The sequence below is a fragment of the Hydrogenophaga sp. SNF1 genome, assembly GCF_034421675.1.
Lineage (GTDB): Bacteria > Pseudomonadota > Gammaproteobacteria > Burkholderiales > Burkholderiaceae_C > Hydrogenophaga > Hydrogenophaga borbori.
This window is the reverse complement of the sequence record NZ_CP139793.1, coordinates 2473954-2496053: the sequence shown is the minus strand read 5'-3', so window position 1 is coordinate 2496053 and position 22100 is coordinate 2473954. Positions and strand designations below refer to the sequence as shown.

General features: G+C 70.3%; 21 protein-coding genes. 7 read left to right on the top strand and 14 right to left on the bottom strand.

The genetic code is table 11. From position 1 onward, the window contains the following. The first annotated feature begins 19 nt into the window (after window positions 1-19). Both rsxB and SOM08_RS11845 read left to right on the top strand, forming a co-directional pair. A complete protein-coding gene (rsxB, locus tag SOM08_RS11850; RefSeq protein ID WP_322469003.1) occupies window positions 20-679 on the top strand; it encodes an electron transport complex subunit RsxB in 660 nt (219 codons plus the stop codon). Between the two features lie 551 nt (window positions 680-1230). Further along, on the top strand, window positions 1231-1560 hold the full coding sequence (locus SOM08_RS11845) for a hypothetical protein (RefSeq protein ID WP_322469002.1): 330 nt from the start codon (window positions 1231-1233) through the stop codon (window positions 1558-1560). Here the strand turns inward: SOM08_RS11845 and SOM08_RS11840 are convergent. Beyond that, window positions 1536-3050: a methyl-accepting chemotaxis protein gene (locus tag SOM08_RS11840; RefSeq protein ID WP_322469001.1), complete on the bottom strand. Its 1515-nt coding sequence runs from the start codon at window positions 3048-3050 to the stop codon at window positions 1536-1538. The genes SOM08_RS11845 and SOM08_RS11840 overlap by 25 nt on opposite strands. A 230-nt stretch (window positions 3051-3280) precedes the next feature. Here SOM08_RS11840 and SOM08_RS11835 point away from each other — a divergent pair, with 230 nt between their 5' ends. Next, window positions 3281-4177: a hypothetical protein gene (locus SOM08_RS11835; protein ID WP_322469000.1), complete on the top strand. Its 897-nt coding sequence runs from the start codon at window positions 3281-3283 to the stop codon at window positions 4175-4177. 11 nt (window positions 4178-4188) lie between these two features. Here the strand turns inward: SOM08_RS11835 and SOM08_RS11830 are convergent, their stop codons facing one another. The 6 genes from SOM08_RS11830 to scpA form a co-directional block, all read right to left on the bottom strand. Then, a complete protein-coding gene (locus SOM08_RS11830) occupies window positions 4189-4686 on the bottom strand; it encodes a VOC family protein (RefSeq protein WP_322468999.1) in 498 nt (165 codons plus the stop codon). A 2-nt stretch (window positions 4687-4688) separates the two neighbouring features. Then, window positions 4689-5297, bottom strand: a complete 609-nt coding sequence (locus tag SOM08_RS11825; RefSeq protein WP_147326161.1) for a class I SAM-dependent methyltransferase — start codon at window positions 5295-5297, stop codon at window positions 4689-4691. Between the two features lie 98 nt (window positions 5298-5395). After that, a complete protein-coding gene (locus tag SOM08_RS11820) occupies window positions 5396-7444 on the bottom strand; it encodes an acetyl-CoA carboxylase biotin carboxylase subunit (protein ID WP_116957413.1) in 2049 nt (682 codons plus the stop codon). 20 nt (window positions 7445-7464) lie between these two features. Then, window positions 7465-8997 carry an acyl-CoA carboxylase subunit beta gene (locus SOM08_RS11815; RefSeq protein WP_070398538.1) on the bottom strand — a complete coding sequence of 511 codons (1533 nt, stop codon included), beginning with the start codon at window positions 8995-8997 and terminating at the stop codon, window positions 7465-7467. 18 nt (window positions 8998-9015) lie between these two features. Further along, a complete protein-coding gene (meaB, locus tag SOM08_RS11810; protein ID WP_416187016.1) occupies window positions 9016-9975 on the bottom strand; it encodes a methylmalonyl Co-A mutase-associated GTPase MeaB in 960 nt (319 codons plus the stop codon). A gap of 53 nt (window positions 9976-10028) precedes the next feature. Further along, window positions 10029-12185, bottom strand: a complete 2157-nt coding sequence (gene scpA / locus SOM08_RS11805; protein WP_322468998.1) for a methylmalonyl-CoA mutase — start codon at window positions 12183-12185, stop codon at window positions 10029-10031. A 132-nt stretch (window positions 12186-12317) separates the two neighbouring features. On the opposite strand from scpA, the gene SOM08_RS11800 reads away from it, so the two are divergent. Then, entirely contained in the window at window positions 12318-12974 is a 657-nt protein-coding gene (locus tag SOM08_RS11800; RefSeq protein ID WP_116957414.1) for a GntR family transcriptional regulator, read from the top strand. 25 nt (window positions 12975-12999) lie between these two features. Here the strand turns inward: SOM08_RS11800 and SOM08_RS11795 are convergent, their stop codons facing one another. Further along, entirely contained in the window at window positions 13000-13821 is an 822-nt protein-coding gene (locus SOM08_RS11795; RefSeq protein ID WP_116957415.1) for an IclR family transcriptional regulator, read from the bottom strand. 67 nt (window positions 13822-13888) lie between these two features. Between SOM08_RS11795 and SOM08_RS11790 the strand changes: the two genes are divergently transcribed. Next, window positions 13889-14851 (top strand): tripartite tricarboxylate transporter substrate binding protein, encoded by a 963-nt coding sequence (locus SOM08_RS11790; RefSeq protein WP_116957416.1) that lies wholly within the window; start codon window positions 13889-13891, stop codon window positions 14849-14851. Between the two features lie 19 nt (window positions 14852-14870). Beyond that, on the top strand, window positions 14871-15752 hold the full coding sequence (locus SOM08_RS11785) for a TauD/TfdA dioxygenase family protein (protein ID WP_116957417.1): 882 nt from the start codon (window positions 14871-14873) through the stop codon (window positions 15750-15752). 27 nt (window positions 15753-15779) lie between these two features. On the opposite strand, the gene dusA is transcribed toward SOM08_RS11785, so the two are convergent. Beyond that, a complete protein-coding gene (gene dusA, locus SOM08_RS11780; RefSeq protein ID WP_245980768.1) occupies window positions 15780-16739 on the bottom strand; it encodes a tRNA dihydrouridine(20/20a) synthase DusA in 960 nt (319 codons plus the stop codon). 183 nt (window positions 16740-16922) lie between these two features. On the opposite strand from dusA, the gene SOM08_RS11775 reads away from it, so the two are divergent. Then, a complete protein-coding gene (locus SOM08_RS11775; RefSeq protein WP_322468997.1) occupies window positions 16923-17735 on the top strand; it encodes a TlpA disulfide reductase family protein in 813 nt (270 codons plus the stop codon). Between the two features lie 38 nt (window positions 17736-17773). Here the strand turns inward: SOM08_RS11775 and SOM08_RS11770 are convergent, their stop codons facing one another. The 5 genes from SOM08_RS11770 to SOM08_RS11750 form a co-directional block, all read right to left on the bottom strand. Next, window positions 17774-18949, bottom strand: coding sequence for an HD-GYP domain-containing protein (locus SOM08_RS11770; RefSeq protein ID WP_322468996.1), 1176 nt, complete (start codon window positions 18947-18949; stop codon window positions 17774-17776). Between the two features lie 179 nt (window positions 18950-19128). Further along, window positions 19129-20472 carry a HAMP domain-containing sensor histidine kinase gene (locus tag SOM08_RS11765; protein WP_322468995.1) on the bottom strand — a complete coding sequence of 448 codons (1344 nt, stop codon included), beginning with the start codon at window positions 20470-20472 and terminating at the stop codon, window positions 19129-19131. After that, window positions 20469-21161: a response regulator transcription factor gene (locus SOM08_RS11760; protein ID WP_116957422.1), complete on the bottom strand. Its 693-nt coding sequence runs from the start codon at window positions 21159-21161 to the stop codon at window positions 20469-20471. Before SOM08_RS11760 ends, SOM08_RS11765 begins: the two co-directional genes overlap by 4 nt. Before the next feature lie 10 nt (window positions 21162-21171). Then, window positions 21172-21474, bottom strand: a complete 303-nt coding sequence (locus SOM08_RS11755; RefSeq protein ID WP_181936395.1) for a hypothetical protein — start codon at window positions 21472-21474, stop codon at window positions 21172-21174. 12 nt (window positions 21475-21486) lie between these two features. Further along, the gene (locus SOM08_RS11750) at window positions 21487-21957 is read right to left on the bottom strand and encodes a Spy/CpxP family protein refolding chaperone (protein ID WP_322468994.1); all 471 of its coding nucleotides are present in this window, start codon (window positions 21955-21957) and stop codon (window positions 21487-21489) included. Between the last annotated feature and the right edge of the window lie 143 nt (window positions 21958-22100).

Below are 22100 nucleotides of genomic sequence, written 5' to 3'. Positions count from 1 at the left end.
CCCGGCCGCCCGACACGGCATGAATCCACTCGCCCGGCGCATCGACGATGCCCTGCCGCAGACGCAGTGCCAGCGCTGCGGCTACCCCGACTGCGCCAGCTACGCCCAGGCCGTGGCCGACGGCGAGGCCGGCATCAACCAGTGCCCGCCCGGCGGCGCCGAAGGCGTCGATCGCCTCGCCGCCATCACCGGCCGCCCCGCCCTGCCCCTGAGCCGCCAGCACGGCATCGAGGGGCCGGTGACCGTGGCCGTGATCGACGAAGACTGGTGCATCGGCTGCACCTTGTGCATCAAGGCCTGCCCCACTGACGCCATCGCGGGCGCGAACAAGCGCATGCACACCGTGGTGGAGCCCTGGTGCACGGGCTGCGAGCTGTGCATTCCCGTCTGCCCGGTGGACTGCATTTCGCTGGAGAACGTGAGCGGCGAGCGCACCGGCTGGGTCGGCTGGTCGGCCGCGCAGGCAACCCTGGCCAAGGCGCGCTACGACGCGCGGCGCGAGCGCCTGGCCCGCGAGACGCGGGAGCACGAGGCCCGGCTGGAAGCCAAGGCCGAGGCCAAGCTCGCCGACCTGCCCGCGGCCTCGGCCATCACCGACCCCGAGGTGCTCGATCGCAAGCGCGCGGTGATCGAGGCCGCGCTGGCCCGCGCGCGGGCAAAACGCCAGCCCGGCGGCTGAGCCGCCCTGGCGCTCCTTGTCCCAACCACGAAGACCGGCCGAGGCACGCCGTCCGCAGCGCCGACGCCCCGTGCCGCCGCCTGATGTGATCGCGCGCTCGTGCCGACGGCACGGGCGTTTCGGATCGCATCGGGGGACGGGGCATGCACAGACACCACCAGGGCGCAGAGCCCGAGGCCGCGTGCCGCCGCGCCAGACGCCGGCTGGGCGTGCTCGCTCTTGTGCGGCTGCTCGCACGCGCATCGAGCGCGGGTTCCTCGGTGCGCACGCCGACATTGGGGGTGGCTTCGGGGAGAACGACAGCCAGTTGGCCAGGGCAGCGCTGGTCTGGATGGTTGAGCAAGCCCAAGCGGCAGGGGTGACGATGCATACCCCCCCATCGACCGTCATCCCGACCCGGTTCTCCACGACAAAAGCAACAGCATTCAGACGGGAGCACCTGCCCCGGGATCGGAAGACAGGCAAGTGCGCTATCGCGACGGCGCGCTCAGTTTGGCAGCGACGCAGGTCAAGGCCCTGATCAGCAGAGGCGCTTTCGTGGCATCGCGCTCGTGCTTGTGGTCGACGCGATACCGGGTGCTGAAATGGAGGGCCTTGTCTTTTGCAACGACAGGGGAACATCAATCTATGCATCGTCGATCGTTGCAAAGGGCAATCGATCGATCATGGCGCTCGGCAGCCCGCGCGCACCGTTGACCGTGCGGGTTGTCTGGAGAGGTCATCCGAAGGCCATATGGGGCCAGCATGGAGGAATCGACTGCGAAGGCCCCATCCTTGGTGACCACACCATCCCCGTCGCTGCCCGCATCCCCGATGAAGTCCTGCGCGACATCCGCTCCCAGGCTGGACGGCCTTCTCAGCGCGCCGCGACCGTCTTGTAGACGCCGCAGCCCACGTACAGGGCGTCCACCTTCACCACATAGGACATCTTGGCCTGCACCGCGCCGCTGGCCGGGTTGACGATGTCGTACTCCACCCAGCCCGGGCCCTGTTCGGCCTGGCTCACGATGGCGGCCAGCAGCGCCGCGCCGTCCACGCCGGCGATGTCGTGCACGCGGCTGCCCAGCTTGTCGGGCTTGCCGCCGAAGGCGCGGTAGACGCCCGAGGCGTCGAGCGCGAACACGTACATGTCTCGGTCGTGGAAGCCGCGGGCGGGCTCGGTCAGGTCGCGCACGAAGGTCTCGGCCGACACCTGGCGGCGGTGCGTCAGGGCCTTGTCCACCAGGGCCATGGCCTCCTCGGCCGTGCCCTGCTGCAGCATGAAACGGCTCACCGCGCGCGACAGGTGCGCCGCGCGCTGCTCCAGCCGGTTGGCCTGCTGCACGGCCAGCTCCACCATCTGCGCGTTGCGCTGGGTGATCTGGTCGAGCTGGCTCACGGCGGTGCTGATCTCGGCCAGCCCGGTGCTCTGCTCGGCGCTGGAGGCCGAAATCGACGACAGCTTGCCGGCCACGCCGCGCACGCCGTCGACGATGCTTGCCATGCTCTGGCCGGCGTCGCGGATCTGCGCGGCGCCGCTTTCCACCTGCGCGCGCGAGGCCTCGATGAGGGCGCGGATCTCGCGCGCCGAGGCGGCCGAGCGCTGGGCCAGCGAACGCACCTCGCCCGCCACCACCGCGAAACCGCGGCCCTGCTCGCCGGCGCGCGCGGCCTCCACGGCGGCATTGAGCGCAAGGATGTTGGTCTGGAAGGCCAGGCTGTCGATCACGCCGATGATCTCGTTCATCTGCGCGGCGCCTTTCTGGATGCCCTCCACGGTGCCCACCGCCTGGTGCATGGCGCCGGCGCCGCGTTCGGCCACGTCGCGCACCTGCGCGGCCTGGCGGTCCGAGTCGCTGGCCGTCTGCGCGTTCTGCGCCACCGCGCCGGTGAGCTGCTGCACGCTGGCCGCGGTCTGCTCGAGGTTGGCGGCCTGCTGCTCGGTGCGCTCGGCCAGGTCGCGGTTGCCCACGGCCAGGCTGCGGCCGGCGTGCGCCACCAGCGCCGAGTTGCTGCGCACCTCGGCCACCATGCCCGAGAGGCTGCCGATCATGCGGTCGAGCAGGCGCGCCAGGTCGGCCAGCTCGTCGTGGCCGTCCACCCGCGGGTGCGCACGCAGGTTGCCGCCGGCCGTGTCGGCCATGGCGTCGAGCAGGCGTCGGAAGTCACCGAGGAACGCGGCGCGAAAGGCCATCAGCAGGTAGGCCAGCAGGACGAGGCCGGACGCCGCCACGGGGAGGATGGCGCCGGCGCGGTCCGTGGCGGCCAGCGCCAGCGCGGCCACCAGTGGCCAGGCCGCGGCCAAGGCCAGGCAGGCCAGCTTGCCGCCCAGGCGCCAGCGGCGCATGAGCCACACGCCTGGGCGCATCAGGGGATTCGAAGAGGGGGTCATGGGGCTTGTGCTCCTCTGCCATTGGGCCCACAGGGGCTTGCTGACGACTTTAGAAGGAGCCCGCGCCCGGCAATGGCGAAAACAAACCCCCGAAAGTCGGCCATTTGCGCCGGCCATTTGCGCCGGCGATCACCCGGTCAGCGAAGGGGAAGCAACCCCCGCCCTGGCCAGGCCACCCAGCGGCGCCCGCCCGACGGGGCGAGCACCCTCCGTTTTCCTGAACCCACGCCATGCAACGACTCACACCCTCCGGCACCGGCCTCTTCTCCACCGGCCGCACCACGCACACCGGCTCACTCCACCGCGCCAGCCGGCGCCACCTCGTCCCGCCCGAGGTCTTGGGCGTGCTGCGGCGCATGCCCTGGTTTCCCCAGGCCGTCGCCCGCTACCGCTTCCAGGCCTTCGCCGACTGCCTGGCGCACAGCGAGCGCCTGCAGGAAGCCCTCATCAGAGACCTGTGCGCGGATCAGCTGATGGCGCTGGAGCCCGCGGCCGACGGACCTGACACGCTGGACACGCGGACCGAGGAGGACCCGGGCGCCGAACGCATCGCCGGCTTGGGGGTTCACGGCCCGCTGAGCCTCACCATGGCCCATGCGCTGGGTCCCGGCCAGGGCGGGCGCCTGTACCGGGACCACCACGGCTTCGTGGTGCTCTTCACCGTCTGCTACGAAGGACGGCCCATCGCCGTGGCCATGGACGGCAACGACCTGCAGCAGAACGAGGTGATGGACCATGTGCGCGCCTACACCGACCGCCACGACCTGGCCTGCGAAGACCTGCAGGCCGCCGAGTTTCGCGATGTCCAGCGGGCGCTGCCCGGTCCGCTGGACATCGCTCAGCTCTGCTTTCGCTTGATCGATCTGGACAGCCTGGTCAAGGCCTCGCGCGCCAAGCACCAGGCCACCCGCCTGCTGCCGCCGACAGGCCTTGCCAGCCGTGGCGCGGGCGTGCCGGGCCCCGGCCGCCACGCGAACATGGTGCGCTGGGTGGCCAACGCGCAGCTGCGCCGCCCGCCCCTTCCCGCCGACGGGGAGGACGCCCTGTTCGCGCTCTTTCGCCGATCGCCGGAGCTGATCGAACGGTTCGAATGGCCCCCGGCCTCGCGCCCTGGCTTCGAGGAATGAGGCGCCGCGCCTCAGGCGGGCGTCCCCGCGGCCAGTGCATCGAAGGCGCTGACCACCTCGGGCGGCGCCTGCACCAGCTCGATCAGCACACCCTCGCCCGCGATCGGGAATTCCTCGCTGGCCTTGGGGTGCAGGAAGGTGATGTCGAAACCCGCCGCGCCCTGGCGAATGCCGCCGGGCGCGAAGCGCACGCCGCGCCCCGTGAGCCATTCCACCGCCTTGGGCAGGTCGTCGATCCACAGGCCGATGTGGTTGAGCGGCGTGGCGTGCACCGCCGGCTTCTTGTCGGGGTCCAGCGGCTGCATCAGGTCCACCTCGACCTTGAACGGCCCGCTGCCGATGGCGCAGATGTCCTCGTCCACGTTCTCGCGCTCGCTGCGGAAGGTGCCCGTCAGTTCCAGGCCCAGCATGTCCACCCACAGGGTCTGCAGGCGGTGCTTGTCGGGGCCGCCGATGGCGATCTGTTGCACGCCCAGGACACGGAAGGGACGGGAGGAAGAGGTGCTCATGGTCAATGGATGCCGTGGGTGGCGTGGGCCGCCGGCTCCAGCGACCAGACGGTCGCCGGCGGCAGGTTGGCCCAGACGGTGGTGACACGCCGCCAGCGCCAGCCCGGCGGCAATTGATCGAAGGGCCGCACGTGGCGCGCCGCGTAGGTGTACTGCAGCAGGCGGGCGTTGGGCTGGCGCTCCAGCAGCGCCAGCATGGCCTGCACGCAGCGCCTGGCCTCGTCGCGCGGCATGGACAGGAGCGGCAGCGAGGACACCAGCATGAGCGAGCCGGCGGCCGGCAGGGGCAGCGCGTCCAGCCGCGTGGCGCAGGCGTGCAGCACCTCGGCGCGCGGAAAGCGGTGGTGCAGGTGGCGCACCAGGCCGGGGTCGCGTTCGATGATGAAGAAGCGCTCGGGTGGCGGCCCGAGGTCGGCCAGCGCCTGGGTGATGGCGCCGGTGCCGGCGCCGATTTCGAGCAGCAGCTCGGGGCCCACGCGGGACACCTCCGCCGCGATGGCCTGCGCCAGCGCCCGCGAGGCCGGGGCAATGGCCCCCACCCGCCGCGGGTTGCGCACCCAGGCCAATGCAAACGCCAAACCACTCAGCCCCTGACCGCGTCCGTCCGCCATGTGCCGTGCTCCAACAAGCCGTGGAGCCCGCAGGGTAACCCAGCGCGGCAGGCTTGTGGCGTCAGCAGAGGAAACAGCCGGCCGGGCTGGCGCGGACTTCATTCGAACTCGACGATGGCCTGGTCGACGGCCAGGGACTCCCCTTGCTGGGCCAGCACCTTGGCCACCGTGCCGTCGGCGGAGGCGAACAGCACGTTTTCCATCTTCATGGCCTCGATGACGGCCACGCGCTCGCCGGCCTGCACTTTCTGGCCCGGCTGCACGGCCACCTGCACCAGCAGGCCCGGCATGGGCGACAGCACGTACTTGCTCATGTCGGGCGGCGCCTTGAAGGGCATGAGCGCGTGCAGCTCGGCCATGCGCGGTGAGACCACCATGGCCTCGATGCGCGTGCCGTTGTGCTGCACCACCAGCGCCAGCGGGTTGCGCGGCGTGCCGCGCTCCAACTGGGCCGTGAACGGCTGGCCGTTGCACACGCCGACGGTGCAGATGTCGTTGAGCCGCGATGGGCTCTGGAAGGCGTAGCGCTTCTCGCCCACCATCACCACCGCCGCGCCCACCTGGCCCAGCACCTCGTCCACGTGCACGTTCACGCGGCGGTGCGCGCCGGCCTTGTCGAGCACGATCACCGTGTAGTCGTGCCCCACCTTCACGCCGTAGCCGGGCAGCTGGCCGCTCAGGCCGGCCGCGCGCTCGCGGCTCTTGCGGCGCACGAAGGCCGCCAGCGCCACGAGGAAGTCGGGGTCGTCGTGCGGCACGTCCTCGGCGCGAAAGCCCTGGCCGTAGTGTTCGGCGATGAAGCCGGTATTGAAATCGCCCGCCACGAACTTCGGGTGCGCGAGCAGCGCGGCCTGGAAAGGGATGTTGCTCTGCACACCGCGGATGACGAAGCCGTTGAGCGCCTCGCGCATCTTGTTGATGGCGTCCTGGCGGTCGCGCCCATGCACGATGAGCTTGGCGATCATCGAGTCGTAGTACATGGGGATCTCGCCGCCGTCCTGCACGCCGGTGTCCACGCGCACGCCGAAACGGTGCTCCGTGTCGGCCTGCCACATGGTCTGCGGCGGCGCGGCGAAGCGCACCAGGCGGCCCGTGCTGGGCAGGAAGTTGCGGAACGGGTCCTCGGCGTTGATGCGGCACTCGATGGCCCAGCCCTCGCGCTTCACGTCGGCCTGCGCCAGCGGCAGCTGCTCGCCGGCGGCCACGCGGATCATCAGCTCCACCAGGTCCAGCCCGGTGATGCATTCCGTGACCGGGTGCTCCACCTGCAGGCGGGTGTTCATCTCCAGGAAGTAGAAGTCCTGGTCCTTGCCGACCACGAACTCCACCGTGCCCGCGCTCTGGTACTTCACGGCCTTGGCCAGGGCCACGGCCTGCTCGCCCATGGCCCGGCGCGTGGCCTCGCTGATGAAGGGCGACGGCGCCTCCTCGATCACCTTCTGGTGGCGGCGCTGGATGGAGCACTCGCGCTCGTTCAGGTAAATGACGTTGCCGTGCGCGTCGCCCAGCACCTGGATCTCGATGTGGCGCGGCTCCTGGACGAACTTCTCCATGAAGACGCGGTCGTCGCCGAAGCTGTTGCGCGCCTCGTTGCGGCAGCTCGTGAAGCCCTCGAAGCACTCCTTGTCGCTGAAGGCCACGCGCAGGCCCTTGCCGCCGCCGCCGGCGCTGGCCTTGATCATCACCGGGTAGCCGATCTTCTGCGCGATCGCCACCGCCTCCTCGGGCGACTGGATGGGCTCGTTGTGGCCCGGAATGGTGCTCACCTTCGCCTCGTTCGCGAGCTTCTTGGACGCGATCTTGTCGCCCATGGCGGCAATGGAGTAGTGCTTGGGGCCGATGAAGACCAGGCCCTGCTCTTCCACCTGGCGCGCGAAGTCCTCGTTCTCGGACAGGAAGCCATAGCCGGGGTGGATGGCCTCGGCGCCGGTCTGCTTCGCCGCGGCGATGATGGCCTCGCCCAACAGGTAGCTGTCGCGCGACGGCGGCGGGCCCAGGCGCACGGCCTCGTCGGCCAACTGCACGTGGCGCGCTTCCTTGTCGGCGTCGGAGTACACCGCCACCGTGGCGATGCCCAGCTTCTTGGCCGTGGCGATGACGCGGCAGGCGATCTCGCCGCGGTTGGCGATCAGGATCTTCTTGAACATGTCTTTCTCTCCTCGGGCCTTCAGAGCGGGATGTTCCCGTGCTTGCGCCACGGGTTCTCCAGCTTCTTGTCCTTGAGCATCACCAGCGAGCGGCCGATGCGCTTGCGCGTCTCGTGCGGCAGGATCACGTCGTCGATGAAGCCGCGCGCGCCGGCCACGAAGGGGTTGGCGAAGCGGGCCTTGTACTCGGCCTCGCGCTGCGCGAGCTTGGCCGGGTCCTTCTTCTCCTCGCGGAAGATGATCTCCACCGCACCCTTGGCGCCCATCACCGCGATCTCGGCGTTGGGCCAGGCGAAGTTCACGTCGCCGCGCAGGTGCTTGGAGGCCATCACGTCATAGGCGCCGCCGTAGGCCTTGCGCGTGATCACGGTGATCTTGGGCACCGTGCACTCGGCGTAGGCATAGAGCAGCTTGGCGCCGTGCTTGATGATGCCGCCGTACTCCTGGCTGGTGCCGGGCATGAAGCCGGGCACGTCGACGAAAGTGACGACGGGGATGTTGAAGCAGTCGCAGAAGCGCACGAAGCGCGCGGCCTTGATGGAGCTCTTGATGTCCAGACAGCCGGCCAGCACCAGCGGCTGGTTGGCCACGATGCCCACGGTCTGGCCGTCCATGCGCGCGAAGCCGATGACGATGTTCTTGGCGTACTCGGGCTGCAGCTCGAAGAAGTCCCCGTCGTCCACGATCTTGAGGATGAGCTCCTTCATGTCGTAGGGCTTGTTGGGGTTGTCGGGCACCAGGGTGTCCAGGCTCAGCTCCATGCGGTCGATCGGATCGCCGCTGGGCCGCACCGGCGCCTTCTCCCTGTTGTTGAGCGGCAGGTAGTTGAACAGGCGGCGCAGCATCAGCAGCGCCTCCACGTCGTTGTCGAAGGCCAGGTCGGCGACGCCGCTGCGCGTGGTGTGGGTGATGGCGCCGCCCAGTTCCTCGGCCGTCACTTCCTCGTGCGTGACGGTCTTCACCACTTCGGGACCCGTGACGAACATGTAGCTGGAGTCCTTCACCATGAAGATGAAGTCCGTCATGGCGGGTGAGTACACCGCGCCGCCCGCGCTGGGCCCCATGATCATGCTGATCTGCGGCACCACGCCGCTGGCCAGCACATTGCGCTGGAACACGTCGGCGTAGCCACCGAGCGAGGCCACGCCTTCCTGGATGCGCGCGCCGCCCGAGTCGTTGAGGCCGATGACGGGCGCGCCGACCTTCATGGCCTGGTCCATCACCTTGCAGATCTTCTCGGCGTGCGCCTCGGAGAGCGCGCCGCCGAAGACGGTGAAGTCCTGGCTGAAGACGAAGACCAGGCGGCCATTGATCATGCCGTAGCCGGTGACCACGCCGTCGCCGGGAATCTTGTTGTCCGCCATGCCGAAGTCGGTGCAGCGGTGCTCGACGAACATGTCCCATTCCTCGAAGGTGCCCTCGTCGAGCAGCACCTCCAGGCGCTCGCGCGCGCTGAGCTTGCCCTTGGCGTGCTGCGCCTCGATGCGCTTGGCGCCGCCGCCCAGGCGCGCCCGCGCGCGCTTGTCTTCGAGCTGTTGCAGGATGTCTTGCATGGTTCTTCTCCAGAGAATTCAGTCGAACAGCGCGAGCAGCTGCCGCGCCGCGGTGCTGGCGGGCAGGCGGCCATCGAGCACTTGCGTGGTGGTGTCGGCCAGCGCGGCGCGCACCGCCGGGTGTTCGCGAAAGCGCTGCTTGAGGCCGGCGTCGATGCGCTCCCACATCCAGGCCTTGGCCTGGCGCTGGCGGCGCGCGGCGAGCTCGCCGTTGGCGCTCTGCACCTGGCGAAAGCGCTGGACCTCGGCCCAGAAGGCGGCGATGCCCTGGGCCTTGAGCGCCGAGAGCTGCAGCACCGTGGGGTGCCAGTGCGTGGCGTCGTGCGCCGCGTGCTCGGGCCGCCCGTGCTGGCCGAGCAGGCGCAGGGCGGAGGTGATCATCGCGCGCGCCCGCGTCGCGGCGTCGGCGTCGATGTCGGCCTTGTTGATGACCACGAGGTCGGCGATCTCCATCACGCCCTTCTTGATGGCCTGCAGGTCGTCGCCCGCGTTGGGCAGCTGCAGCAGCACGAAGCAGTCGGTCATGCCGGCCACGGCGGTCTCGCTCTGGCCCACGCCCACGGTCTCGACGATCACCACGTCGTAGCCGGCGGCTTCGCACACCAGCAGGGCCTCGCGCGTTTTTTCGGCCACGCCGCCCAGGGTGCCGCCGCTGGGGCTGGGGCGGATGAAGGCGCGCTCGTCCATGGACAGCCGCTCCATGCGCGTCTTGTCACCCAGGATGGAGCCGCCCGAGACCGTGCTCGATGGGTCGATGGTGAGCACGGCCACGCGCTGGCCCTGCCCGATCAGGTGCAGGCCCAGCGCCTCGATGAAGGTGCTCTTGCCCACGCCGGGCACGCCGGAGAGGCCCAGGCGGAAGGCCCGTCCGGTGCGCGGCAGCAGCGCGGTGAGCAGCTCGTCGCCCTGGGCGCGGTGGTCGGCGCGCGTGGACTCGAGCAGCGTGATGGCCTTGGCCATGGCGCGGCGCTGCGCCATGCCCTGGCCTTGCACGATGGCGTCGAGCAAGGTCTGCGGCGACGCGGCCAGGCTCAAGCCACCGCCTTCTTGATCTGTTCCAGCACGTCCTTGGCGCTGGCCGGGATGGGCGTGCCCGGGCCGTAGATGCCCTTGACGCCGGCCTCGTAGAGGAAGTCGTAGTCCTGGCGCGGAATCACGCCGCCCACGAAGACCACGATGTCGTCGGCGCCCTGCTTGCGCAGCTCGGCGATGATGGCCGGCACCAGGGTCTTGTGGCCGGCCGCCAACGTGCTCACGCCCACGGCGTGCACGTCGTTCTCGATGGCTTGGCGCGCGCACTCCTCGGGCGTTTGGAACAGCGGGCCCATGTCGACGTCGAAGCCCAGGTCGGCGAAGGCCGTGGCCACCACCTTGGCGCCGCGGTCGTGGCCGTCCTGGCCGAGCTTGGCGATCATCACGCGCGGGCGGCGGCCCTGCTGCTCGCCGAAATCGGCGATCTCCTTCTGCAGCTGCGCCCAGCCTTCGGCGCTGTCGTAGGCGGCGGCGTACACGCCGGTCACCTTCTGGGTGTCGGCGCGGTGGCGGCCGAAGGCGGTTTCAAGGGCATCACTGACTTCTCCCACGGTGGCGCGCAGGCGCACCGCCTGAATGGACAGATCGAGCAGGTTGCCCTGCCCCGAACCGGCGGCCTCGGTGAGCGCGGCCAGCGCGGCCTTCACCGCGGCATCGTCGCGCGCGGCGCGCACGCGCTTCAGGCGCGCGATCTGCGCCTCGCGCACCTTCACGTTGTCGATGTCGAGGATCTCGACCGCGTCTTCGTTCTTGAGCTTGTACTTGTTGACGCCGACGATGACGTCCTTGCCCGAGTCGATGCGTGCCTGCTTCTCGGCCGCGGCGGCCTCGATCTTGAGCTTGGCCCAGCCGCTGTCCACCGCCTTGGTCATGCCGCCCATGGCGTCGACCTCTTCGATGATGGCCCAGGCCGCGTCGGCCATCTGCTGCGTCAGCGTCTCCATCATGTAGGAGCCGGCCCAGGGATCGACCACGCTGGTGATGTGGGTCTCTTCCTGAATGATCAGTTGGGTGTTGCGCGCGATGCGCGCGCTGAATTCGGTGGGCAGCGCGATGGCTTCGTCGAGCGCGTTGGTGTGCAGGCTCTGCGTGCCGCCGAACACCGCGGCCATGGCCTCGATGGTGGTGCGTACCACGTTGTTGTACGGGTCCTGCTCGGTCAGGCTCCAGCCCGAGGTCTGGCTGTGCGTGCGCAGCATCAGGCTCTTGGGGTTCTTCGCGCCGAAGCCCTTCATGATGCGGCACCACAGCAGGCGGGCCGCGCGCATCTTGGCGATCTCGAGGTAGAAGTTCATGCCCACCGCCCAGAAGAAGGACAGGCGGCCCGCGAAGGCGTCGACATCCAGGCCCTTGGCCATGGCCGTCTTCACATACTCCTTGCCGTCGGCCAGGGTGAAGGCGAGTTCCAGCGCCTGGTTGGCGCCGGCCTCCTGCATGTGGTAGCCCGAGATGCTGATCGAGTTGAACTTCGGCATGTGGCTGGCCGTGTACTCGATGATGTCGCCGATGATCCGCATGCTCGGCTCGGGCGGGTAGATGTAGGTGTTGCGGACCATGAACTCCTTGAGGATGTCGTTCTGGATGGTCCCGCTGAGCTGGTCCTGCGGCACGCCCTGCTCTTCGGCCGCCACCACGTAGCCCGCCAGCACCGGCAGCACCGCGCCGTTCATGGTCATGCTGACGCTGACCTTGTCGAGCGGAATGCCGTCGAACAGGATCTTCATGTCCTCCACGCTGTCGATGGCCACGCCGGCCTTGCCCACGTCGCCCGTCACGCGCGGGTGGTCGCTGTCGTAGCCGCGGTGGGTGGCCAGGTCGAAGGCCACGCTCACGCCCTGCCCGCCGGCCGCCAGGGCCTTGCGGTAGAAGGCGTTCGACTCTTCGGCGGTGGAAAAGCCCGCGTACTGGCGGATGGTCCAGGGCCGCACCGCGTACATGGTGGCCTGCGGGCCGCGGATGAAGGGCTCGAAGCCGGGCAGCGTGTCGGTGTAGGCCAGGCCCTGCAGGTCGGCCGCGGTGTACAGCGGCTTGACGGCGATGCCGTCGGGCGTGGTCCAGGTCAGCGCGTCAAGCGGGCCGCCAGGGGCGGATTTGGCGGCGGCCTTGGTCCAGTCGGACAGCGTGGCGCGCGCGAAGGCGTCGGGGTGTTGGCTCATGGCGGCGGGCGTGGAAAACGGCGGGAGCAAGGCAAGGGCCCAGGTGTTCTGCGGCTCAGGCACCACGGCGAGTGTACATCATTCATAATTATTGATGCAGAATTTCAATGCGCGGATAGAATCGGCGCCTGCATGGACACCGACACCGCCACCCCCACCGCCCCCTCCCTGGCGCCGCGCGCGCTGTACGAGGAAGTGGCCGAACGGCTGCGCCAGCGCATCTTCCAGCGCGAACTGGAGCCGGGCAGCTGGATCGACGAACTCAAGATCGCCGAGGAGTACGGCATCAGCCGCACCCCCCTGCGCGAAGCCCTGAAGGTGCTGGCCGCCGAAGGCCTGGTGACGATGAAGGTGCGCCGCGGCGCCTACGTCACCGAAGTGTCCGAGAAGGACCTGCGCGACGTCTACCACCTGCTGTCGCTGCTCGAATCGGACGCCGCCGGCGAAGTGGCCTCGCGCGGCGACGCCGCCGCGCTGGACGAACTGGCCGCCCTGCACGGCGAACTGGAAGGCGCGGTGCACGAGCGCGACCGCTTCTTCGCCATCAACGAGCGCTTTCATCTGCGCCTGCTGGAGCTGGCCGACAACCGCTGGCGGCTGCAGATGGTGAGCGACCTGCGCAAGGTGATGAAGCTCAACCGCCACCATTCGCTGTTCAAGGCGGGCCGCATCGAGGAGTCGCTGGCCGAGCACCGCGCCGTGATGGCCGCCCTGCGCGGGCGCGACGGCGCGCAGGCCATGCAGCGCATGCGCGAGCACTTCGCCAGCGGACTCGAAGCCGCCACCTGAGGCCGCGGCCGGCGCCCCGCCCGGCTCAGTCCTCGCCGATCTCGCGTGCGATCGCGCGCCGCGTCTCCAGCAGCTGGGGCGCGACCTTCTCCACCAGCCATTCGCGCGGCAGCTTGTAGGCCGGCCCGCCCACGCTCACGCCGTACAGCTCGCCTTCGACGCCGCGCAGGCTGAAGCCCAGGGCGTGGATGTCGGGGTGCCATTCGCCGAACGAACTGCAGTAGCCCAGCCGCGCGTGCTCCTGCGCCGCCGCTTCCAGCCGCGACTGCGTCTGAGGCCAGGCCGCCTCGCCCACCGAGGCGCGGATCTCGTCGTACAGGGCGGCGCGCTGCGCCGGCGGCAGGGCCGATAGGTAGGCGCGGCCGGCGGCCGAGGTGGCGATGGTCATGCGCGAGCCCACGTCCATGCGCGACAGGATCAGCGCCGAGCGCGGCCGCAGGGTATCGATCAGCAGCATGTCCAGGCCGTCGCGCACCGTCAGATGGACGTTGGCGCCCGCCGCCTCGGCCAATTCCGCCAGGTGCAGCCGGGCCCGCTGGCGGAAATCGAAGGTGCGCAGGTAGGCGTTGCCCAGCTGCAAAGTGGCCGGGCCCAGGCTGAAGCGCTCGCTGCCGGCGGTCTGCCGCAGGAAGCCGCTGGACAGCAGCGTGGCCGCCAGGCGCGACACGGTGGCCTTGGGGATGCCGGTGCCCTCGGCCAGCTCGCGGTTGGAGAGCGGCTCATCCGCCTCCGCCACGGCCTTGAGCACCGCCAGCCCCCGCGCCAGCGCGCTGACCTCGTCCTTGCCCGAAGCGACGGCCTCTTCCGGCGCGCCACCCACCGCGCGTTTTTCGAGACGATGTTCCATTTTTTCTTCTCGCCTATATAATTTTGAGACGACGTTCCATTTTAACTAAACCACCCGGAGACACACTTTGAACTGGATCAAGCACACCGCTCTCGCCCTGTCCCTCGGGCTGGCCGCTCTCGCACCGGCCGCCGCCCAGGACTTTCCCAAGGGCCCGGTGAAAATCATCATCCCCTTCCCCCCCGGCGGACCGACCGACACCGTGGGCCGCCTGCTCGGCCAGAAGCTGCAGGAGACCTGGGGCCAGCCGGTGATCATCGACTACAAGCCCGGCGCCGGCACCGTGATCGGCGCCGACTTCGTCGCCAAGTCGGCGCCCGACGGCCAGACCATCGGCATGGTGAACTCCTCGCTGGCCGTGAACCCCACGCTGCGCAAGAAACTGCCCTACGACACGCAGAAGGACCTGGCCGGCGTCACACAGCTCTTCAACATGCAGCTGGCCATCGTGGCCCACCCCAACGCGCCCTTCAACAACCTGCGCGAACTGATCGACTACGCCCGCAAGAACCCCGGCAAGCTGAACTACGGCACGCCCGGCGCCGGCAGCACCACGCACCTGGGCGCCGAGCTGCTCAAGCGCGAGGCCGGCTTCGAGATGCAGCACATCGCCATGAAAGGCAGCGCGCCCGCGCACACCGAACTCATGGGCGGGCGGCTCGACCTGGTGGTCGATCCCTTCCTGTCCATCCTGCCCTACGTGCAGGGCGGCCGCATGAAGATCATCGCCACCATGGGCGACAAGCGCGTGGCGGGCCACGACTACCCCACCGTCGCCGAAACCATCCCCGGCTTCAACGTCGGTGCCCTGCTCGGCTTCGTGGCGCCCGCCGGCACGCCCAAGCCGGTGCTGCAGAAGATCCAGGCCGACACCGCGAAGGCCCTGGCCAGCGCCGACGTGCAAAAGCGCGCCCAGGAATTCGGCCTGCAGGTGGTGGGCTCCACGCCCGAGCAGTTCGATGCCTTCATCGCCTCGGAGATGAAGCGCTGGGGCCGCATCGTCACCGAAGCCAAGATCGAACAGGAATGAATCCGAAGGACACCGCACCGTGAGCTCCCTGCAACTCAAGCCCATCCACCCCGTCTTCGGCGCCGAGGCCAGCGGCCTGGACCTCACCCGCCCGCTCGCGCCCGAAGACGTTCGCGCGATCAACGCGGCCATGAACGAACACGCCGTGCTGGTCTTTCGCGGCCAGCCCCTGTCGGCCCAGCAGCAGCTCGACTTCGCCCGGCACTTCGGCCCGCTCGACATCGGCCTCAAGCGCGTGTTCAAACGCCCCGAGCGCCTGGAGGATGAGCGCCTGATCGACATCTCCAACGTCGACGCGCAGGGCAAGGTCGCGCACCGCGACTCGCCCAAGAACCTCTCCAACTTCGCCAACCAGCTCTGGCACAGCGACAGCTCCTTCATGAACCCGCGCGCGGCCTACTCGATGCTGCATTGCGTGATCACGCCCAGCTGGGGCGGCAACACCGAGTTCGCCGACCTGCGCCACGCCTACGACACGCTGGACGAGCGCACGAAGGCCGAGATCGAAGACCTCCAGGCCGAGCACTTCGCGCTGCACACGCGCATCTTGCTGGGCGACGACGCCTACACCGACGACCAGAAGAAGGAGATCCCGCCGGCGGTCTGGCCGCTGGCGGACACCCACCCGGGCTCGGGCCGCAAGGTGCTGTTCGTGGGCGTGCACGCACGCGAGGTGATCGGCTGGCCGATCGCCGAAGGCCGCATGTACCTGAGCGATCTGCTGGAGCACGCCACGCGGCGCGAGAACGTCTACGTGCACGAATGGATGCCGGGCGACCTGGTGATCTGGGACAACCGCAGCACCCTGCACCGCGGCCGCCGCTACGACATCAGCGAGCGGCGCGAGCTGCGCCGCACCACCATCAACGACACGCCCGAGGCCATGCTGCGGGCGGCCTGAGCGCCGTCCCACCCTGGGCACCGCCGTTCAGGCGGCGAGCGTCTCGGTCTCGTCGCTCACGTGCGCCCGCGCCAGGCGCCACACCTCGCGCGGCGGCAGCGGCTTGAGGCGGTGGTCGCTCCACACCTGGCGCCACTTGCGTGCGCCGCGCAAGCCGTGGCGCAGGCCCAGCATGTGGCGCGCGATGGCGTACCAGGGACAGCCGTCCTCGGCGTGGGCGCGCTCCATGTAGCGCACCATTTCGTCTTCCACGGCGTCGCGGTCCAGGGCGCTGGGTGGCGCGCCGAAGAAGGCCTCGTCCCAGCGGGTGAGCAGCCAGGGGTGGTGGTAGGCCTCGCGGCCCAGCATCACGCCATCCACGTGCTGCAGGTGCTCGGCGATCTGCTCATTGGTGGTGATGCCCCCATTGACCGCGATGGTCAGGCGCGGGAAGTCGCGCTTGAGGCGGTGCGCAAGCCCGTAGCGCAGCGGCGGCACCTCGCGGTTTTCCTTCGGCGACAGGCCCTGCAGCCAGGCGTTGCGCGCGTGCACGATGAAAACCTCGCAGCCCGCCTCGGCCACGGTGCCGACGAAGTCGCGCACGAAGTCGTAGCTCTCGGTCTTGTCGATGCCGATGCGGTGCTTCACCGTCACCGGCAGGGACACCGCGTCGCGCATGGCCTTCACGCCATCGGCCACGGTGTGCGGCTCGGCCATCAGGCAGGCCCCGAAGGCGCCGCGCTGCACGCGCTCGCTGGGGCAGCCGCAGTTGAGGTTGATCTCGTCGTAACCCCATTGCTCGCCCAGGCGGGCGGCCTGGGCGAGCTCGTCCGCCTCGCTGCCACCCAGCTGCAGGGCCACCGGGTGCTCTTCGGCGTTGAAGCGCAGGTGGCGCTGCACGCTGCCGTGCATCAGCGCGCCGGTCGTCACCATCTCGGTGTAGAGCAGCGTGCGCTTCGTCAGCAGGCGGTGCAGGAAGCGGCAGTGGCGGTCCGTCCAGTCCATCATCGGCGCGACGGACAGGCGCCATGGACTGAATGGTGGTGTGGGGGGAATCTTTTCCATCGGAGAACGGTCCATCGGGTGCGGCGGCCCGGCGCGCCTCGCGCGGCCCACAAGGCCTGCACCCGAACCTCTTATTGTCCCATCCCGGCGCCAGCGCGCCGCCATCCCCCCAGGAGCCCACACGACATGAACCCCGCCATCACCCTGGGACCGCTGGTGCTGCCTTGGGGCTTGGGCGCCGTGCTGGCCTCGCTGCTGGTGGCCTGGGCCCTGGGCCGGTGGCTGGGCAGGCGCCAGGGCGTCGATCCGGGCGATGCCTTGTGGGGCGCGCTCTGGGCCGGCGCCCTGCTCGCGCGGATCGCATTCATCGTCGAGTACCGCTCGGCCTACCTGGCCGAGCCGCTCAGCATGCTCGACATCCGCGACGGCGGCTGGAACCCCGTGGCCGGGCTGCTGGGCGCCTGGCTGTATGCCCTCGTCCGCGCCCGCCGGCGTGCGCCCCAGACCTGGCCGGCCTTGCGCTCCGCGCTGCTGGCCGGCACGGCCGTCTTCGTCGCCGGCATGGGCGCGCTGAGCGCGCTGCCCGACACCGACCGGCGCCTCCCCGCGCTCACGGTGCGCTCCCTGCAAGGCGCCGAGGTGGACCTGCGGGCCTTCCAGGGCAAGCCCACCGTGATCAACCTCTGGGCCACCTGGTGCCCGCCCTGCGTGCGGGAAATGCCTGTGCTGGCGGCCGCGCAGCGGCAGTCGCCGGACGTGAACGTCGTGTTCCTCAACCAGGGCGAAGCGGCGGACCAGGTGCGGGCCTGGCTGCGGTCGCGCGGCCTGGATCTGGACAACGCGCTCATCGACGAGGCGCGCGCCGCCGGCGCGGCCTTTCAGCAGAAGGCGTTCCCCACCACGCTGTTCTTCGACTCGGACGGGCGCCTGGTGGCCACGCGCATCGGCGAGCTGTCGGCGGCGACGCTGCAGGAGCGGTTGGCGCGCATCCGGCGCTGAGGCCCCCCTCGCCGCGGGCCGTGGTCCACCGGCGCGGCTCAGCCGCGCGCGATCAGCCGGTCCACGTTGACGATGACCTTCACCTCGCCCGGCGGCAGGCTGGCGGCCACCGCCCAGGCCGGATCGGCCGTGTCGCGCAGCACGGGCTCGCCCAGCGGCAGGCCCTGGCGGCCCACCAGCGCGGCCACGCGGGGTTCGTTGGCCTTCTCGCCCCGGCGCACCACCACGCCCAGCTCGCCGCTGGCCAGCCGCACGTAGCTGCCGGGCGGGTAGAAGCCCACGCTCTTGACGAACAGCGCGCCCAACTGGTCGGGTGCGCGGTGGCCGCCCATGTACAGCTCGCGCGCCACCTGCTGCGACAGCAGCGCGCCGCGGCTTCTGCGCGGGCTGATGCAGGCCACGTACACGTCGGCCATCTGCAGCAGGCGGTGGGTGATGCGGTCGACCCGCTCGCCCTTGGGGTAGCCCGTGCCATCGGGTTTCTCGTGGTGCTGCGCCACCAGGCGGATCCATTCGGCGTCCAGCACGCCCAGCTGGCGCAGCAGGGCCACGCTTTGCTGGGGGTGTTCACGCACCACCTTGCGCTGGGCCGAGCTGAGCGGCCCCGGTTGGCGAGCCATTTCGTCGTGCTCGCGGGTCATGCCGAGGTTCATGGTCAGCGCGGCCAGCACCAGGGCGCGCCGCTGCTTTTCGTCCAGCCCGGCCAGGGGCGCGACCAGGGCGCACAGGCCGGCGGCCAGCAGCGCGTGCGTGGCGCTGTAGGACACGCGCGTGTCAAAGAGCAGCTGCACCAGCACCAGCAGGCTGTTGTCGGCCTGGTCGTGCCAGAGCTGCTCGCCCTGCGACTGCACGCGCAGCACACGTTCGAGGAATTGGTGCGCGCTGGCCCCCTGGTGCAGCAGCGCCGCCAGGGTGGCGTGCAGCTCGGCCCAGGCCTCGGGCACCGACACGCCAGCGTCGCGCGCCGCCACCTCGGCCGGCGAGGCCGACAGCGCCCTCAGCCCGGCGATGCGATTGAGCGCCTGGTTGTCCCGCACCATGCGGTCGAGCGAGGCGGTGTAGCCGTAGTTCAGCGCCTGCCAGTCGCTGGCCAGCACCACCGGCGCGTGCAGCAGCAACACGCCACGGTGTTGCTCCGAGGTGATGGTCTCGCCCTTGCGCAGCAGCAGAACGCCCTTGGCGTCCCAGATGTTGACCGGAACGGGTTCGTGCAAGGCAAAGGAATCCAGGGGCAGCGGCCGGTACATAGCCCGCGACTCTAGGCCGGGACCCCCTCGGCCAATCGGTCGAAAACCGGCGGAAAACGGGTGCAGAACGGTCCCTGGCAAGGCGGTTCTGAACACCCGGTTCCCCTGCCCCCTGCCCCATGCCGGCAGGTCTCGCGCCCTGCGCCTCAAGCCTGCGCCGGCAGTGTGACGCTCACCTCCAGCCCCGGGTGGGCATTGCGGATTTCGCAGCGCCCACCATGCGCCTGCGCCACCAGCCGGCACAGGTAGAGCCCCAGCCCCACCCCACCCGCGTGCCGGGTGCGGGCGCTGTCCGGGCGGTAGAAGGCCTGGGCCAGGTGCGCGATCTGGTCTTCGGGCACGCCCGGGCCATGGTCGCGCACCACGAAGCGCAGCCCCCCACCGTCCACGCGCTCCACGCGCAACTCCGGCGGCGTGGCCGCCTCCGCGCCGTGGCGCAGCGCGTTGTCGAGCAGGTTGCGCAGCAGCAGGCGAACCCGCACGCGGTCCAGCAAGACCAGGGGCAAGCCCTCGTCCAGGCGCAGGCCGATGCGCCGCACCTCGGGCCGCGTCGCCGCCAGTTCGGCGATCACCTCGCGCGCCAGCGTGGCCGGCTCGGTGGGCTCCCGATTAAGGGCCGCGTGGCGGCCCGCCAGGCGCTCGCTTTCCAGCAGGTCGCTGATGAGGCGCGCCATCTCGCCCAGGTCGCGCAGCAGGGCCTCGCGCTGCGGGTTGACCTCGGGCGATTCGGGCAGCAGCTCGGTGTTCAGGCGCGCGCGCGTGAGCGGGCTGCGCAGCTCGTGGCTGATGGCCAGCAGCAGCGCGCGCTGGGCCTGCAGCATCTGCTCGATGTCCTGGCCCATGGTGTTCACCGTCTGCGCGAGCTGGCCCAGCTCGTCGCAGCGGCGCGCGGGCACGGCGATGGGCTGCGAGAAATCGCCCGCGCCGAACCGCATGGCCCCGGCGCGGATGGCGTCGAGCGGACTCAGCAGGCGGCGCACGTACCAGAAGGCCAGCCCGGTGACCACCAGCAGGGCCGCCAGCGCGAAAACGAAGAGGCGCGGGCGGCGTTCGATGGCGGTGTCGTTCAGGCCGAACTCGATCACGTGCCCGTCGGCCGTGCGGCGCTGCACCAGGGCGCGCCAGTTCTCGTCGTCGTTCCAGTCGTCGGCGCCGCTGTCCTTGCGCCAGTGCGGGCGCGGCAGTGCCGGGTGCGAGCGCCACTGCACGACCGGCCCGGTGATGTCGATGGTGACGATGGGCAGGCGCTCCACCAGCGCACGGGCCTTCTCGACATCGGGCCGGCCCTGGGGCGCCACGTCGTTCGCCAGCCGCGTCACGTAGTCCATCAGCAGCGGGCGCCCGGCCTCCTTCCAGCCCAGGGTGAAGGCCTTCTGCGCGCCGCCGATGAAGATGAAAGCCACCAGGAAGGCCAGCAGCAGGAACACGCCCAGCAGGCGCAGCTTGAGCGAATGCCGCCAGCGCGGACGGTGGTCGGCGGCCGGCTTCATGGGCGCGGTGCCGGTGCGCGCCGCAGCGCGAGCGAGTAACCCGCGTTGCGCAGGGTCTTGATGCAGTCCAGTGGCTCCAGCTTCTTGCGCAGGCGGCTCACCACGATGTCCACCGCGCGCGTGAGCAGCTCGGCCTCGTGCCCGCGCAGGTGGTTGAGGATGTCGTCGCGGCTGAGCACGCGCCCGGCCTCGCGCGCCAGCAGGTGCAGCAGCTCGAATTCGGTGCCCGTGAGGTCCACCGCCTCGCCCTGGCGCAGCACCTGGCGCCGCGCGGGGTCGATGCTCAGGCCCTCGAAGGCCAGCACGTCGGACGCGGCCGCCGCCACCGTCGGCCGGCGGCGCAGCACGGTCTGCACGCGCGCCACCAGCTCGCGCGGCTCGAAGGGCTTGGGCAAATAGTCATCGGCGCCCAACTCCAGGCCGACCACGCGGTCCATCACGTCGCCGCGCGCGGTGAGCATGACGATGGGGATGTCGCTGTCCTTGCGGATGGTGCGGCAGAGCTCGAAGCCGTCCATCTCGGGCAGCATCACGTCCAGGATGGCGGCGTCGAAGCCGCCCCGGCGCAGATGCTCCAGGCCCTCGCTGGGCGTGTGCGCATGCACCAGCGCCAGATCGAACCGCTGGAAGTAGCTCGCCAGGGGGGGCCCGAGCTGGGTGTCGTCGTCGATCAGCAGGATGCGGGGCATTCGCGCATTCTCACACCGCCCACGCGGCCCGCAGGGCGCGGTGGCGCAGGATGAGCCGGCGCACGCGCCGCTGCGCGGGCACATCGAGCGCATCGAAGCGCTCGGCCGCGCCCATGAGCGCGGGCAGCACCGGCACGGCCTGCTGCGGCGCGCGCCGCGACAGGCGCGACCACAGCCACATCGCGTGCTCGCGGTCGAAGCGCGGGCCCCAGACCAGGGCCAGCACCTCGTCGTGCGGGTCGTTCACATCCGCCAGCAGCACGGGGCCGTGCTCGCGCAGCGGGTGGGCGATGGCTTGCAGCGCGGGCGACATGGCGCGCCCCGCTCAGCCGCGGTGGAACCAGCCGCGGCGCTTCTCGAGGAACTCGCGCACCTCGGCCTGCTGGGTGGCGTTCAGGCTGTCGTAGAAATCGGCCAGGGCCGTGATGACCTCGGGCGTGGTGAGCTGCAGCGCGCGGGTCTTTTCGTCGAGCAGGTGCAGGGCGCGGGCGCGGTCGAACTTCTCGCCGGCCACCAGGGCCTTCATCTCGGCGCGCGGGCTGGGGGTCTGGCCGATCATGGCGCTGCGCTGCGCGATCAGCTTGTCGGCCAGCAGCTCCAGCTTCTGGCGCTGTTCGGCCGTGAGGTCGAGCTTGCGGGTCACGCGATCGACCGCCTTGCCGCGCCACTCGGCCACGCGCTCGGCCGAGGCCGGGCCCTCGGCCTGGTGGGCGCGGTGGCCGCAGGCCGCCAGGCCGCCCGCGAGCACGGTGACGCTGGTGAGGCCGATGAGGGTTCGCTTGATCCAGGGTTTCATGACGGGTCCTTTCATGGGACGGGGTGGAACGTGGCCGCCATGGTGCGCGGCGCGCGCCGACACCGGGTCTCGTGGCGGTATCGCTTCTTGTCGTTTTGTTTCGGCGGAGAATGGTCCGTCGCCGCGTCCCGCCAGGAAGGACC